This window comes from Blautia stercoris (assembly GCF_054657695.1).
In genome coordinates, this window is the sequence record NZ_BAAHYF010000001.1 from 307,265 (window position 1) to 323,934 (window position 16,670).

The 16,670-nt window shown below is 38.6% G+C and carries 12 protein-coding genes; all 12 read right to left on the reverse strand.

The genetic code is table 11. The annotated features are described in order from the left end of the window. Positions 1-3: 3 nt before the first annotated feature. The gene (minD, locus tag ACYQ2D_RS01595; RefSeq protein ID WP_459784463.1) at positions 4-792 is read right to left on the reverse strand and encodes a septum site-determining protein MinD; all 789 of its coding nucleotides are present in this window, start codon (positions 790-792) and stop codon (positions 4-6) included. Between the two features lie 24 nt (positions 793-816). Beyond that, positions 817-3,702 carry a penicillin-binding transpeptidase domain-containing protein gene (locus ACYQ2D_RS01600; RefSeq protein WP_459784464.1) on the reverse strand — a complete coding sequence of 962 codons (2,886 nt, stop codon included), beginning with the start codon at positions 3,700-3,702 and terminating at the stop codon, positions 817-819. After that, positions 3,687-4,220: a rod shape-determining protein MreD gene (mreD, locus tag ACYQ2D_RS01605; protein ID WP_117455659.1), complete on the reverse strand. Its 534-nt coding sequence runs from the start codon at positions 4,218-4,220 to the stop codon at positions 3,687-3,689. The genes ACYQ2D_RS01600 and mreD overlap by 16 nt, the downstream gene beginning before the upstream one ends. Next, complete coding sequence (gene mreC, locus ACYQ2D_RS01610) at positions 4,217-5,077, reverse strand: rod shape-determining protein MreC (protein ID WP_459784465.1); 861 nt, start codon at positions 5,075-5,077, stop codon at positions 4,217-4,219. The genes mreD and mreC overlap by 4 nt, the downstream gene beginning before the upstream one ends. A 16-nt stretch (positions 5,078-5,093) precedes the next feature. After that, positions 5,094-6,083, reverse strand: a complete 990-nt coding sequence (locus ACYQ2D_RS01615) for a rod shape-determining protein (protein ID WP_022304368.1) — start codon at positions 6,081-6,083, stop codon at positions 5,094-5,096. A 16-nt stretch (positions 6,084-6,099) separates the two neighbouring features. Then, positions 6,100-6,801 (reverse strand): RadC family protein, encoded by a 702-nt coding sequence (gene radC, locus ACYQ2D_RS01620; protein ID WP_022304369.1) that lies wholly within the window; start codon positions 6,799-6,801, stop codon positions 6,100-6,102. Between the two features lie 90 nt (positions 6,802-6,891). Then, positions 6,892-8,484 (reverse strand): NAD(P)/FAD-dependent oxidoreductase, encoded by a 1,593-nt coding sequence (locus ACYQ2D_RS01625; protein ID WP_187558493.1) that lies wholly within the window; start codon positions 8,482-8,484, stop codon positions 6,892-6,894. Then, positions 8,481-9,689, reverse strand: coding sequence for a BaiN/RdsA family NAD(P)/FAD-dependent oxidoreductase (locus tag ACYQ2D_RS01630; RefSeq protein WP_022304371.1), 1,209 nt, complete (start codon positions 9,687-9,689; stop codon positions 8,481-8,483). Before ACYQ2D_RS01630 ends, ACYQ2D_RS01625 begins: the two co-directional genes overlap by 4 nt. A gap of 13 nt (positions 9,690-9,702) precedes the next feature. Continuing rightward, entirely contained in the window at positions 9,703-10,992 is a 1,290-nt protein-coding gene (locus ACYQ2D_RS01635; protein ID WP_459784466.1) for a methionine gamma-lyase family protein, read from the reverse strand. Continuing rightward, positions 10,992-11,936 carry a tRNA (adenosine(37)-N6)-dimethylallyltransferase MiaA gene (miaA, locus tag ACYQ2D_RS01640; RefSeq protein WP_022304373.1) on the reverse strand — a complete coding sequence of 315 codons (945 nt, stop codon included), beginning with the start codon at positions 11,934-11,936 and terminating at the stop codon, positions 10,992-10,994. Before miaA ends, ACYQ2D_RS01635 begins: the two co-directional genes overlap by 1 nt. Before the next feature lie 9 nt (positions 11,937-11,945). Next, complete coding sequence (gene mutL / locus ACYQ2D_RS01645; RefSeq protein ID WP_459784467.1) at positions 11,946-13,979, reverse strand: DNA mismatch repair endonuclease MutL; 2,034 nt, start codon at positions 13,977-13,979, stop codon at positions 11,946-11,948. A gap of 5 nt (positions 13,980-13,984) precedes the next feature. Beyond that, a complete protein-coding gene (gene mutS / locus ACYQ2D_RS01650) occupies positions 13,985-16,666 on the reverse strand; it encodes a DNA mismatch repair protein MutS (RefSeq protein WP_459784468.1) in 2,682 nt (893 codons plus the stop codon). Positions 16,667-16,670: the final 4 nt, after the last annotated feature.

The following is a 16,670-nucleotide window of genomic DNA, read 5'->3' on the forward strand; positions in this document are numbered from 1 at the left end:
TGACTATCTTCTAAACAGTTCTGAGAATCTCTTCCATAACCCTTTTTTCACTTCAAAATCAAGCAGGGGAACGGCTTCTCCGCAAATTCTCCGACAGATATTCCAAAAGGCCTGTCCTGCCAAAGACTGTTTTCCACAAAGAGGTTCTCCCTGATTCGTTGCAATCACAACAGCCTCATCATCCGGAACTGCACCTAATAAATCTACGGCCAATATTTCTGACACATCTTCTACCGACATCATTTCTCCTTTTTGAATCATATCCATACGAAGCCGGTTGATGATTAATTCTATCTTTGGCATCTGATTTGCTTGAAGCAGACCAATAATTCGATCTGCATCACGAATTGCAGATACTTCGGGAGTGGTAACGACCACCGCCCGATTTGCACCTGCAATTGCATTTTTAAACCCTTGCTCGATTCCTGCCGGACAGTCCAGTAAAATATAGTCAAACTCTTCCGCCAAATCTTTTGTCAGCTTTACCATCTGTTCCGGTTTGACAGAAGTTTTATCTCTTGTCTGGGCTGATGGAAGCAGGTATAAGTTTTCACAATGCTTATCTCTTATTAATGCCTGCTTCATTCGACAACTGCCTTCAATGACATCAATCAGGTTATAAACAATTCTGTTTTCCAGACCTAATACAACATCCAGATTTCTTAACCCAATATCTGTATCTATAACAACCACTTTTTTATTTAAGTTCGCCAACCCAAGTCCAATATTTGCAGTCACGGTTGTTTTTCCCACACCGCCTTTTCCGGAAGTAATTACAATAATTTCACACATGTTCCATCCTCCCAATAGAATTGTTTAGTCTGTCTGCGCTGTGCTTTCTCCAGAAGTAGCGGTTCCGCTTAACAACTGTGATTCATCTGCAAGATTATATTCGTACTTGATGACATCTTTTGCAACTGCTGCCGCATTTGTTGAACTATATCCATTTGCAATACGCACTGCCATTGCAATTTCAGGGTCATCCGATGGAGTAAATCCAATAAATAAACCATGACTTGGATGTCCTGTATTTTCGGCAGTACCTGTCTTTCCGGATACTGCATAATCCAGGTCATCAAACGCCGCATTATTTTCTACTACTTCTCTCATTCCATTATGAATGATATCCCACTCAGAATCAGAAATATCCATCTGATTAATAATTTCCGGTGTATAATCTTTAACCAAATTTCCTTGAGAATCTGTCACTTTATCAAGCAGTGAGATAGAATAGCTTGTTCCACGACTTGCGATTGTGGTTGCATAACGGGCAAGTTGAGAAGTTGTATAGTTATTAGTTCCCTGACCGATGGAAGAAGCGATTGCTGCTTCATCTGTTACCTCCGGCTCTGCTTCTGGAAGTTCAATTCCGGATTCCTTATCTAACTGGAACATTTTTGCATATTTTTGCAGCTTGCTAAGACCAATTGAATCCGAAAATTCTCCATTTTTGTCTTTTCCCATATCATAAGTAAGCTGATTAAAAAATACATTACAGGAATTTTTAATTGCCCCCTGAACTCCAAGGGTTCCATGTCCTGCATGATACCAACAGTTGATTGCCGGTGAAATTCTTGTAAAAGCCCCCGTACAATTGACATAATAATCACTTGTGGCAATACCTTCTTCCATTCCGGCAAGAGCCGTTACAAGTTTAAAGGTAGAACCAGGTGCTGTTTTCTGCTGCGTTGCTTTATTATAAAACGGTCTTGATAAATCAGAAGACAATTTCGAATAATAATCCGTATCCATCTGGTTTGCCAGACGATTGTTATCATAACCCGGATAAGTAACGCAGGCTAGTATCTCTCCGGTTTTTACGTTTGTCACTACCATAGAACCGGAGCATGGGTCTAAAGCAAGCTGTGCCGGTGTAATCTCCAGACTGTTAATTTTATCTAACATAAAATCATAAGAACTTTTTTGTCCTGCCTGGAGCGCCGAATAGGTTGCCTCATCTGCTTCTAATACTCCCTGATCGTACAAGACCAGACAAAGCTGTGTGCCGGAAATCAAATCACTTTGTAACATATATTTGTAAATAATTTTTGAAAATCCACTGTCTGTCGCCAAAGATTCTGTCAGATAATCGGACAGCGCATCGTAAACCTCAGAGGAATCCAGATATTCTTCTTCTGCATAGAATTGTGAAATATCAATCCAGTTCTGACTGGCCGCATAAGTAAGAAATTCCTTTAAACTAATAGAATGGTCTTTACTCCATGCAATATAAGTTGCATCAGAAGCATCGATTGCATCTAACGACAGGATTCCCTTTTTATTAATCAGAAAATCATTTACAATATAACTCTGATAATCCTGCATCTCCTGTGGCAGTTTATCAAATGCCTCCGGATTTGAGACAGTAAGCTCTGCTTTTACAGAGTCAAACACTTCACTCTGTTTTTGTGAAAAGACACTGTAAATCGCTTTCTCCGTTTCAGAAGCATCCTCTTCCTTAAAATGGCTGATATCAATCACACTGTTTTCAATCAACGCATTATAGACGTCATAAATCGGAATCCGGATTTCACTTGAATCCAGCCCCGTTTTATCAAATGTCTTTCCAGATATAATATTGCTTGCCAGAATACCGGCAATTTTCTGTTCCAAAATCTGATAAGCTGCTTTTTGAAGATTCTTATCAATTGTAAGATAAACGTCGTTTCCCGATATAGGGTCTTTTTTAGAAGATTCATCAATCTTCAATACTTTTCCAAGATTATCTACACTTAACTTTTCTTCTCCATCCGTTCCCTGCAGCTGTAATTCCATATACTGTTCCATACCAGTCTTACCAATTACTGCATCCGAAGAATAATTCGAATTTTCTTTTTTAAGTTCATCCAGTTCTTCGGATGAAGCCTTTCCGGTATAACCAATGACCGGCGCAAATGTCTCACTATCCTCATAAACCCGAATGGAGTCTTCCTGAATATCCACTCCCTGAAGCTGATCCTTTTCCTCCATAATTGCTGCCATTGTTGTTTCGCTTACATTTGTAGCAATTGTCGCCGGCATGTATTTCTGGAAACTGTTTGCTGCAAGTGCATAACGAATTTTGATGATATCCAAAGCTTCTTCTTTTGTAAAACTTTCCGGCAGTCCATACTCTTTCCGTTCTTCTTCCGTATATGGCTTCTTTTTATTTACAAGTCCATAACGGTCTGCCTGAGACAAATCTTCTATCATCCTGGCTGCGGATGCTTTTGCTTCCTCTTTAGACAAGTCATCAATTTTAGCCTGTCCATAAACATCCGCCTTAAAACGATCTAAGGTAAAGTCAGTGGTATCAAATGCATACTCTCCATTTTCATCTAGTGTAATATGGAAGGTAACATCCACAGATTCTCCATTTTCTTTCAAAATTTTTAAAATCTCATAAGCCACATGATTCAGTGTAAGATTTTTTTCTCGAGTAGAATCATACGTTCCATTATCCTCGATAATAACGGAATAGGCCAGCTGATTATGTGCAAGCAGTTCACCGTTTCGGTCACGGATATTTCCTCTTGTACTCTTAATTGTTCTTGTCTTTGTTGTTGTCAGATTAAAATTTGTCGCATATTCTTCGCCCTTGATAATCTGAAGAACAAACAGACGCTGCAGTAAAATAAAAAACATGACTGCAAAAACAATAAATAATACCGTTGTTCTTTTTATGCATAATTTATTAAGTATTTTTTTTATTTTCTTAACCAAATGGAATCTCGCTCCTTCATCTCCAGCTCTGTCAGCTTCTTATTTATCTTTAAAAAGACTTTATACAAAATTGCAGTTAACAGTACTGTATAAATCATTTCCGGTATCATCATTCGAGAGAAATAGTAAAAGAACTGGATTCGTCCATGAAGCAGAAATCCCAACACATATACCATTCCTCCATAAACCAGGTCGCACACGGCAACAATAAGCACCGGTACTCGAAGTTCATCATCATAGAACAGTTTACAACAGCATCCTGCTCCAAACCCGATTAATAAATAAATCAGTGCATAATATCCCAGGATTCCATCTCCCAGCAAATCACAACATAAGCCACATACAAATCCTGTCCAGATTCCTGTTCTTTTTCCTCTCATAAATCCAAAAGAAACTACAAAAATCAGAATCAAATTTGGAGAAATCGAGCCAATTGCAATTACTTTCAAGAATGTTCCCTGAACAATAAAACAAACCAGAAGCAGAAGAAACAGTACTATTTTTCTGCGTATTCTCATTTATCTTCCTCCTTCTGCTGTTTTAACTCTTTAATCACCAGTACTTCCTGTAAATGCTCAAAGTCTACCGCCGGTGTTAATGTTCCGGTTTTTGTTAAATTATTTGGATCTTCTTCAATTTCACTAACATAGCCAATTAAGATTCCTTTTAAGAATTTATCGCTGACTGCAGAAGTCACGATTTTTTCTCCTTCCTGAACCTTATCTTCATCATCCTTTAAATGAATAAACTGCAGTTTTCCCTCATCCATCAGTCTTAAATCACCACACACCACACAGTTTGCAGATGTACTTACTGTCATTGCACTTACATTACTTGAATCATCAATAATCGAACGGACGGTAGCCCAATGTGCTCCGACTTCTGTTACGATTCCTACCAAACCACTTCCAGCTATTACATTCTGGTCTACTAAAATTCCGTCTTCACTTCCACGATTAATGGTAAACGTAGAATACCAGTTTCCGGAATTTTTTGCAATGACTTCTGCTGCGATTTTATCATATTCATTATACTGCTGGTCTAATTGATACAACTCCTGCAGTCTGGCAAGTTCACTTACATTTTGTGTCAGCCTGCTGTTTTCCGCAGTAAGGTCATCTACTTTACTTTGTAATGCTTTATTTTCTTCAATCAGTTTTTTCTTGCTTCGGAATCCTTCCGTAAATCCATCCAAAGCATTCCCTACCTTATTCAATCCATTTTGAAAAGGTATAATTGTATAACCTGCTGTTGTCCGGACTGACTGTACTGGAAATTTCGCAGCAAATGTAAGCAGCATTAATCCAACACAGACAACGACCATAATTATGAGAATGTGTTTACTTTTCAAATTCCAATTGCGTTTTTTTTTCATTGTACAACCTCAGTTCCTATTTTACCCATTTCCAGAGTGTTTTGTTTCCTATAATTTCTTTAATTCCGTATATCGTACATAAATCATGATACTTAGAAAGACGAACCCGTATTCTTACCTCCTGACTGATAAACCAGCCAACTCCTGGAATTTTTGTTGTTCCTCCAATTAAAAATACACCCTCATCTGCTATGTTTGAATAGATTTGTGGAGGAATGCGGTCTAAAAAGAATCGGATTTCTTCACAGATTTTCAAAAACGGTTCTTCAATCGCTTCATTCACCATATCCGAAGTAACCACCCCCACCTGTGGCAGACCGGTAATCCAATCAACACCCACTACTTTTCTTACCTCCTGCGGGTCATCTTTCAAATAGGAAAGCGACAGTTTCAGTCTGGCTGCCGAACGTTCTCCTATATTCAGGTTACAATTTCTTCTTACCATACTGATAATGGCTTCATTAAGCTGTTTTCCTCCAACTTCAACCATTTTACTGATGACAACTCTTCCCTTTTCAATAATTGAAATTTCAGTACTTTGTGCACCGATATTTACAATCATACTTCCGCTTGTATGATTAATTGGAAGTCCAAGTGATACTGCATCGGCAATCGGTTTTTCAACCATATAAACTTTATTTTTTCTCTTGGAATTTCCGATTGTATAATAAGCCCTTTTTTCAATCTCAGACAAATCTGTCGGAACTGCAAGATATACCGAATTCCCAAAAAATTGCTGAGAACCTGCTCTTTTAAGCAGGGACTGCAGTACAATTTCTGTACGGTTGATATCTGCAATTTTTCCAAATGCCATAGGCTCAATAACGGATACATTCGATGGGTTTTTTTCGTAGATTTTGTATGCTTCATTACCGGAAGCCAGAATTTGATTTTCATTGCGAATTGCAATCATATTCTTTTCTTTTAGAATTGAATCATTCTGTGCAGAATAGATTTTAATCATACTGGTTCCTAAATCTACACCAAATGTTTTGTAAAGTGGCATATTCTGCTCCCCTTTTTTATGTTTCGATAAGTCCCCTTTCCCGGAAACTGATATACTGACAATCCCCTATGATAATATGGTCTATCAGAGGTATATCAAGCAGGATTCCAGCTGTCTGTATCTTCTTCGTCACTTGGATATCTGCCTGACTTGGAGACGGGTCTCCACTTGGATGGTTATGTACCAGCAGAATCCCGACTGCATGGTACGACATCGCACTTAAGAAAATCTCTCTCGGACTGACATAAGATGCATTTACTGTTCCCTTAAAAATAAGCTCTTCTCCAAGACGATGGTTCTTGCAGTCCAGCATCATACACAGCAAATGTTCTTGTTCTTCATGACGCAGTTGTTCCATATAGTATTTCGCAATAGAAGCCGGACAGTCAAATGAGATTCCCTTCGCTGCAACATTTACTGCAATCCTCTTGGAAATTTCTCCCATACACTTTAATTGAATGGCTTTTACTGCGCCAATTCCATGAATGCTTTTCAACTGCTGTACACTTAAATGATAAATACTTTGCAGTCCCTGATTTTCTTTTGATAAATGCAGGACTTGATATGCAAGTTCTAATGCAGAATGTTCTTTCGAACCACTGCGCAGTAAAATTGCCAGAAGTTCCTCATCCGTCAGCGCTTCGACCCCAAACTTAAGACATTTTTCATAAGGTCGGTTTTCTTCGGGAATTTCTTTCATTTTTCTTGCATTGTACATAAGATACCATATACTCTCTTCAGCCAAATACAGGGTATCAATTCAGCAAACTTTATTTTATCACAGATTAAAAACGATGTATATGGAATCTCAAAAATTTATTGTATTTTTCACAATTGCCTCTGCTACTTTCAAGCCATCCATTGCTGCCGATGTAATGCCACCAGCATATCCTGCACCCTCTCCACAAGGATAGACTCCCTCAACATTGCTCTGAAAGTCTTCTTTTCTCACAATCCTTACGGGAGAAGATGTTCGACTTTCAATTCCTGATAACACGGCATCTTCCCTTGAAAACCCAGCGATAATCCGCCCAAAATAAGAAATGCTTTCCTTCATTGGACGGCTTAAAAATTCTGGAAGTAATTCATTTAGGTCTGCAAATTCATAAGCTCCCTTCATACAAGTATCAATCATGCCAAATCCACTGCTTTTTCTATGGTTCATAAAATCACCAAAGAGCTGAACTGGCACTTTTCCCTTTCCTAACTGATAGGCTTTTTCTTCTAACTGCCTTTGAAAAGCAACACCGGCAAGTGCATCCTGAGAACAAAAATCATTCGGATTTACACTGACGATCATTGCGCTATTCGCATTTTTCGCACTTCTATCCTGATAGCTCATTCCATTGACTGCCAGCCTGCCCTCTTCTGAGGAAGCATTGACCACATATCCTCCCGGGCACATACAAAAACTATAAACGCCTCGTCCCTCTTCTGCTCGATGGGTCAGTTTATAACTGGCAGCTCCAAGTTTTCCTGCATGTTTCTTTGTACCATACTGATATTCATCAATCATGGACTGTGGATGTTCTATCCGAAGCCCCACTGCAAATGATTTTGCCTGCATGAGAAATTTTTCTCGCTCTAACATTTCAAATGTATCTCTGGCGCTGTGCCCAATTGCAAGCACCAGAAAATCTGTCGCAATTTCTTCATCTCCATTTACAATAATGGACTTTAATTTGCCATTTTCCTGCCAAATTTGTGTCAGCTTTGTGCGGAAACGAATTTCTCCTCCCAATTCTTCTATCTTATGGCGAAGATTTTTTACAATCGTAACCAGTAAATCTGTTCCAAGATGCGGTTTTTGTACATATAAAATTTCTTTGGGTGCTCCACATTCTACAAACAGACGAAGAACTTCGTGATTTCTTCCCATCGCATCTTTCACTAACGTATTTAACTTTCCATCTGAAAATGTACCGGCACCGCCTTCTCCAAACTGTACATTCGATTCTGTATCAAGAATCCCTTCTTTCCAGAATGTCTCTACTTTTTCCATTCTTGTCTCAACCGGGTCACCACGCTCAATCACAAGCGGAGCAAGTCCTGCTTTTGCAAGATAATACGCACAGAACAATCCTGCCGGACCACTCCCTGTGATAACCGGACGTGAAGCTTTTGACCATTCTATTACAGTTGGATATTCAAATTTTTTCCGATTTGTAATTGATACGGTTTTTTCTTTTACTTTTTTTATTACGGTCTCTTCTTTTTTTACACTTGCATCAATGGTATAGACAAAGAACAATTCTGGTTTCTTTCTTGCATCCAAAGACTGTTTTCTGATTTCATACCCAAGCAGTTCTTCTTTTTTGATTCGCAATGTCTTTAAAATCTTTTTTTCCAATTCTTCTTTTGTATGAGAAATTGGAAGTTTTACTTGCTGTAGTGTAATCATGTATTCTCCTTTCCGGCATACATTCCGGCTATCGCACCACTTGACCAGGCCCATTGCAGATTATATCCCCCACAGATTCCATCCACGTCAATGACCTCACCTGCAAAATAAATACCAGGACAACGCTTTGACTCCATTGTTTTTTCATTTATCTCAGAAACACTGACTCCGCCCTGACATACCTGTGCCTGACGAATGGATTTTGTTCCCTTTAACGGAAGTTCCAAATTTTTTATTCGGAATGCCAGTTCTTTTTCTGTTATCTTTTTGGTCACCAGTATCGGAATCAGTTTTGCAGGAAATAAACCAATCAACAATTCTTTTAAGTTTTTGTAGCTACAGTTTTCCTGACGTTCCCTTAATAATGCTTCTACTTCTTCTATCGTAAAATCTGGCATAAAATCCAGCACAACGCTTCCCTGACCATTCTCTGATAAATTTCTTGCTACACACGCACTGATTTGAAAAACCGGAATTCCTGAAATCCCATATTCTGTGAGCTGCAATTCTCCTCTTTCACGGGCAAGACATTCCTCTTTCTGTATAAAAGAAACCTGACCTTCTACTCTCACACCAGCCCATTGCTTTAAAAATCCGACCTTACAGGTTAATGGAACAAGTGCGGGAAGTACCGGCACAATCTGATGCCCTAAGCTTTTTGCAAACGTATATCCATCCCAGCCATCCTCTTCTAAAAGAGAAGCAGGAGAACCACAAGTAATAATAATTCGCTCTGCTTCATACTGCCAGCCTTTTGTTTTTACCAGCCACGTATCACTTTGTTCGTTTTTTTCAATTGCAAGCACCTGTTCGTTCAATTTTATTTTTACCTTTCGAAAACGTGCCTCTGCTTCTAAGACTTCTGCCACACTTGATGCCTGATTACTGGCTGGATAAAGATAGCCATTTCGGCTTTTCGGATAAATTCCAATCCTTTTAAAAAACTCTACCGTCTCTTCCATCGAAAATTGCTCAAACACTTCACGAATAAATTGTGACTCTTTTTCGTGATAACTGTGATAACATTCCAATTTCTGATATTCATTTGTAAAATTACACCGACCATTTCCGGTCATCAAAAGTTTTTTTGCGGGTTTTTCGTTTTTTTCCAAAAGAGTAACTGCTGCGCCTTCTTTTGCAGCAAAAATAGATGCAATCAGACCGGAAGCGCCTCCCCCAATTACGCATACTCTTATCTGTTTCATTTTGTTTGTTCTCCTATTTTGGAAGCACTGCAATCTCTTTCTCTACTAACTTCTGAAGTGACATTAAAATTCCAAATTTTGCGTGCGCCCAAGTAAGACCCCCTTGAAAATATACGGTATACGGTGGTTTAATCGGTCCATCTGCTGAAAGTTCAATTGAAGAACCCTGAACGAAAGCTCCCGCTGCCATAATGACTTCACTGTCATATCCCGGCATCGCCCACGGTTCCGGCTCTACAAAGCTGTCAACCGGTGCTGCCGCCTGGATTCCTTTACAAAACTCAATGACTCCTTCCGGCACATGGAAGGTTACAGCCTGAATAATATCATGACGACTTTCGCTTCCATTCGGACTGACATCAAATCCTAATGTCTCATAAATATTTGCCGCAAAAATAGCTCCCTTTAATGCACCTGCTACAACAGTCGGAGCAAGGAAAAATCCCTGATAAAACGCTGAGTTTACACCTAAAGTTGCTCCCACTTCTTTTCCAAGTCCCGGAGAGGTCAGACGATAGGCTGCATTTTCCACACATTCTTTTGTTCCTACAATGTAACCACCAATTGGCGCCAATCCGCCTCCTGGATTTTTAATCAGAGAACCAACTACCATATCTGCACCAACATCACTCGGCTCTATCCGTTCTACAAATTCGCCATAACAGTTGTCTACCATACAGATTACATCTGGCTTAATTTCTTTAATAAAATGAATCAACTCTCCAATCTGTTTTACAGAAAACGTAGGACGAGTTAAATATCCTTTGGAACGCTGAATCTCTACTAGTTTTGTTCTTTCATTGATTGCATTTTTAATTGCTTCATAATCAAATGTTCCATCTTCTAATAATTCTACCTGACGGTAAGTGACTCCGTATTCTGCCAGTGAACCTTTTGATGGACGGATTCCAATTACTTCTTCTAATGTATCATACGGTTTTCCAACCGGAGAAAGCAGTTCATCTCCAGGGCGCAAATTTCCAGATAAGGCAACTGCAAGCGCATGCGTTCCACACGCAATCTGAGGGCGCACCAGAGCTGCTTCTGCATGAAACGCTTCTGCATAAACCTCTTCTAAAGTATCTCTTCCCAAATCATTATATCCATAACCACTGGAAGAATACAAACATGCTTCGCTTACTTTATGTTTCTGCATAGCATGAATCACCTTTAACTGGTTATACTCTGCTGTCTCATCAATTTTTTCAAATCGTTCTTTTAATTTTTCTTCTATTTTTTTTCCGTACTCCAGCACTTCTTTTGAAATTCCAAGTTCACTGTACATTGAACTAAGTTCCTGCATTATAGTATTCCTTTCTCCTTACATATCTTAAGCATATAATTTAATATTTTTGTTTCATCATACTCAAATTCCGGCTTTTCCAGCCAGATTACATCGTGTTCTCTCTTAAACCAGGTAATTTGTCGTTTTGCAAAATGTCTGGTATCACGTTTTAAAATATAAACAGCCTCTTCCAGCGAATACTCTCCATCTAAATACGACAAAATCTCTTTATATCCCAGTCCCTGCATAGAAACCATATCTTTTGTACAGCCTCTTCTCTTTAATGCTTTTACTTCTTCGATTAAACCATTTTCAAGCATCTCATCAATCCGCTGTTCAATTCTCTGATACAGTTTTTCCCGTTCATCATTCAATACAAAGTAGGCAAAGCAATAAGGCGATTCTTTTTTGGTTTCTCTTTCATTATGAACAGAAATTTTTTCTCCTGTCAAATGATAGTATTCCAATGCACGAATCACACGTTTCACATTATTTTCATGAATTGCCTGTGCTGAAACTTCATCTATCTTTTCAAGCATTTCATGCAGGTAATGTGCTCCTTTTTCTTTTGCCATCGCTTCTAATTCTTTCCGATAACTTCCTGCTTCTGTATTTTCTGAAAAATCAATATCTTTTACAATTGCCTGAATATAAAATCCGGTTCCTCCTGCTAAAATCGGAATTTTCCCTTTTGCATAAATTTCTTCCATTGCTTTTTTTGCCATTTTCTGAAATTCTACCACGTGAAAAGAATTTTCCGGTTCTAATTCGTCAATCAGATAATGCTTCACTCCCTGCATTTCTTCCGGTCTAATCTTTGCCGAACCAATATCCATGTGGCGGTATACCTGCATGGAATCTGCGGAAATAATCTCTCCATTTACCGCTTTTGCCAGAGAAATCGAGAGTTTTGTTTTCCCTACTGCTGTAGGACCTGTTAATATAATCAGAGGTTTCTGCACTTTTTTCACCTACACAATCCTTTTAAATTTCTTTTCTAACTCATATTTCGTCATTGAAACTATCGTTGGTCTTCCATGTGGACAATGATAAGGATTTTCAAGCCCAAGCAATTCATCAATGAGTTTATCTGCTTCTAAAACAGAAAGTGTCTGATTTCCTTTTACCGCCGCTTTACAGGCAGAAGTTGCGATCCGATGTCGGATTAAATCCGGTGTTTTATGACTGCCTTCTAAATCAAGACTGCCTAAAATTTCAAGAAAGAGTTCTTCTACATCGACTCCATATAAATTCGACGGCACTGCACTGATACTGTACTCTTTTCCTCCAAATGAAGAAATTTCAAAACCAAATTCTTCAAACAGCTTCTGATTTACCTTTAGAAGTTCTGCTTCCTGAAGGCTTAAACTGATAATCTGTGGAGGACTGATAATCTGAGAAAGAATATTTTTACTTTCATATTCTTTCATAAATCGTTCATACAATACCTTTTCATGTGCAGCATGCTGGTCGATAATATAAAATTTTTCGTTATACTCTACTAACCAGTAAGTTTCAAATAACTGCCCGATAATACGATGATGTTTCCTTGACCTCTTTGATAACAACCTGTCATCAAACAGCTCCATCTGTTTTGTTTCTTCCCGCTGCTCCAATTTGGGTTGTCTGATTTCTTGTGTTTTTGTTTCCAGTTTTACAGCTTCTGCCTGTTTTTCTAAACCCTCTTCTGAAACTGTCTCCAAAATAGTTTCTTTTCTTTGATTCTCTTTTTTTTCAATTACCTGAGAAACTCCAACTTCTGTATCTTTGACTTTATCCGGTTGAACACTCACATTATTTGACTGTGGTTCTTTTTTTGCTTTCCATTCTGGTCTGTCTTCCCGAATTTGATTTTGTGGTTCTCTTTTTTGTCCAAAAGAAAGTGCTTCCAAAAAGCTCTCTTTTCGTTTTACTTCAAATGGCTCTGGACCATTTTCTTTTTTGTGGACTTTCTTATCAAACTCCACTTTTTTTAATTCTGATTCTTTTTCTTCAAATTTTACTTCCGGAATCAGCTCTTTTCCTCCAATTGCAAAAAGCAGAGCTTCATAAACCGACTCATAAATCTCCTTTTGTTTTTGAAATCGTACTTCCATTTTCGTTGGATGCACATTGATGTCCACTTCATCTCCCGGAACTTCAAACTTCAGACACACAAACGGATATTTATGCTGCATCATATAGGGCTTATAGGCATCTTCAATTGCCTTCATAATAATTTTGCTCTTTACATACCGTCCGTTAATATAATAATTTTCAAAGGCGCGGTTTCCTCTTGCAATCACTGGTTTTCCTGCAAATCCATCTAATTTAATTCCATTTTGTTCCCACTGGATTGGAATCAATTCTCTTGTAATCTCACGTCCATAAATGCTGTAAATCACATCTCTTAAATTCGCATTTCCCGAAGTATGAAGCTTTGTCTGTCCATTTACCATATATTTAAATGAAATATGTGCATGAGACAGGGCAAGCTGTTCCATATAGGTGCTGACATAGCCGGCTTCCGTAACTGGAGTTTTCAAAAATTTTGCTCGGGCAGGTGTATTAAAAAACAGATTCCGTACCAGAATTGTCGTACCACAAGGAGCTCCGATTTCTTCTAACCCCTTTTCCATTCCGCCTTCTATCAGATAACGAATCCCAGTTAAAGACTGCGCTGTTTTTGTAATCATTTCAACCTGTGCCACCGCTGAAATACTCGAAAGAGCTTCTCCTCGAAATCCAAGCGATTCTATTTCCAGCAAATCTTCCACTTTTTCAATTTTGCTGGTCGCATGCCTTAAAAACGCAAGTTTGACCTGTGATTTTTCCATTCCGCTTCCATTGTCCGTTACTCGAATAAATGAAATTCCGCCCTCTTTAATTTCTACAGTAATTGCAGTAGAGCCTGCATCAATTGCATTTTCCACTAACTCTTTTACCACGGAGGTCGGACGTTCTACGACTTCTCCTGCTGCAATTTTATCAATTGTACTCTGGTCTAATACTGCAATTTTTCTCAATTGATTCACCACCGATTTTTAAGTTTATTCTGAAGCTTATAGATTGTATTTAACGCATCAATTGGTGTCAGATTTGAGACATCAATATTTTTTAGTTCCTCTAACACGTCACCATCTTTTACCGTATCAAATAGAGAAATCTGTTCTAAATCCACCTCATCTAAATGCACCTGAGATTTTGCTTTCGTTTTTCCTTTTTTGCGCTCCAAAGCAATATCTTTTACTGTTGCTGTGATGTCTGCATCGGAAAGTTCTTCTACCAGTTCTTTTGCTCGTTCGATGACCACATCCGGCACTCCTGCCAGTTTTGCCACCTGGATTCCATAACTTTTATCTGCACCGCCTTTTACGATTTTACGCAAAAATACGATATCATCTCCCCGCTCTTTTACCGCAATGCAGTAATTATTTACTCCGGAAAGTTTTCCTTCTAACTCAGTCAGTTCATGATAATGCGTCGCAAACAGCGTTTTTGCTCCTAATACTTTTGTGTTACTGATATATTCAATAACTGCCCAGGCAATCGAAAGCCCATCAAAAGTACTTGTTCCCCTTCCGATTTCATCTAAAATCAAAAGACTCTTTGAAGTTGCATTTCGCAAAATATTGGCAACTTCCGTCATTTCCACCATAAAGGTACTTTGTCCGCTTGCCAAATCATCTGACGCTCCTACTCTTGTAAAAATACGGTCTGCAATACCGATATTTGCTTTTTCTGCCGGCACAAAAGAACCAATCTGAGCCATCAGTACAATTAATGCCGTTTGACGCATATAGGTTGATTTTCCTGCCATATTTGGTCCTGTGATAACTGAGACACGGTTTTTTGCATTATCCAGGTAAGTATCATTTGGAATAAACATATCATTCGGAATCATCTGTTCGACAACTGGATGACGTCCGTTTTTAATATCAATGATTCCTCTTGTATTGATTTTTGGACGAACATAATTATTTCTCGATGCCACAAGTGCCAAAGAAAGATAACTGTCTAATCTTGCAATCGCTTTTGCGGTTCTCTGTACCCGTTCCACTTCCTGGAAAATTTTATTTCTGATACTGGAAAAAATTTCATATTCCAACGCATACAGCTTATCTTCTGCTCCTAAAATCATATCTTCCAGTTCTTTTAACCGTGGAGTGATATAACGCTCGGCATTTGTCAAGGTCTGTTTTCTCGTATAATAATCCGGCACCATATCTTTAAACGAATTGGTTACTTCAAGATAATATCCAAAGACTTTGTTATATTTGATTTTTAAGGTACGGATTCCTGTTTTTTCACGCTCGGAAGCTTCCAGTTCTGCCAGCCACGTCTTTCCCTTTGTCTTTGCCTGTCTAAAATTGTCCACCTGTTCATGATAGCCATCTTTAATGATGCCACCCTCTTTCATGGCAAGCGGTGGTTCTTCTATAATCGATGCATTTAAAAGTTCAAATAAATCCTGCAAATCATCCATATTTTCATAAATAGACTGCATCTCTTCGCTTTTAAATTCTTTTATCAGTCCTTTTATGTAAGGAAGCATGGAAATCGAAGACTTAAATGCAATCAAATCTCTTGGATTTGCCGACTGATAACTGATTTTTCCTACCAGACGTTCCAAGTCATAAATCGGGTTTAAGTATTCTCTTATTTCTTCGCGGTCCATTTCCCGCTTATTAATCTCTTCAATCGCATCAAGACGGTCATTAATCGCATGCTCATCAATTAAAGGCTGTTCAATAAAGGAACGTAACATTCTGGCTCCCATTGCGGTTTTCGTTTTGTCTAACACCCACAAAAGAGAACCCCTTTTTACTTTTTCTCTGAGTGCTTCTGTCAGCTCCAGGTTTCTTCTGGTTGAACTATCAATAATCATATAACGTTCCGTTGCATAAGGCATAATCGCACGCAGATGGTCAAGCGGAGTTTTCTGGGTTTCTAAAAGATAGGTCAAAAGCGCACCTGCTGCAATCGTTGCACAGGCAAAATCTTTTAATCCAAGCCCTTCTAATGCACTGACATGAAAATGTTCTTTTATAGTTCTTACGCATAATTCATCATCAAAATACCAGCCCTCCAGTGGATTCATGCAGATGTGCAGACGATTCTTCAATTCCTCCAAATCCACTCCGCTCATATAAAAGGACTCATTACAGATAATTTCAGCCGGTGAAAATTTATATATTTCATCCAAAAGTGTTCTTGATTTTTCTACTTCCGTCACCATGAAATCACCGGTAGTCACATCTGCAATTGCAATTCCGTAACGATTGGAAAGATAGACAATCGCCATAATATAGTTGTTCTTGGTTTCATCCAAAGCCTGTGTATTTAAATTTGTTCCTGGTGTTACGACACGGACAACTTCTCTTTTTACCATGCCTTTTGCCGTTTTCGGATCTTCTACCTGTTCACAGATAGCAACTTTATACCCTCTTTCAACCAGACGATTAATATAAGTATCTGCTGCATGAAATGGAACTCCGCACATCGGGGCTCTTTCCTTTAATCCACAGTCTTTTCCCGTCAGCGTCAACTCTAATTCTTTTGAAACAGCTTCTGCATCCTCAAAAAACATCTCATAAAAGTCTCCCAGACGATAAAACAAAATACAATCCTTATTTTCGTTTTTTGTCTTTACATAATGCTGCATCATCGGTGATAAGGATGATACCTCTACGTCTTTTATCTTCAATCCCATTTCT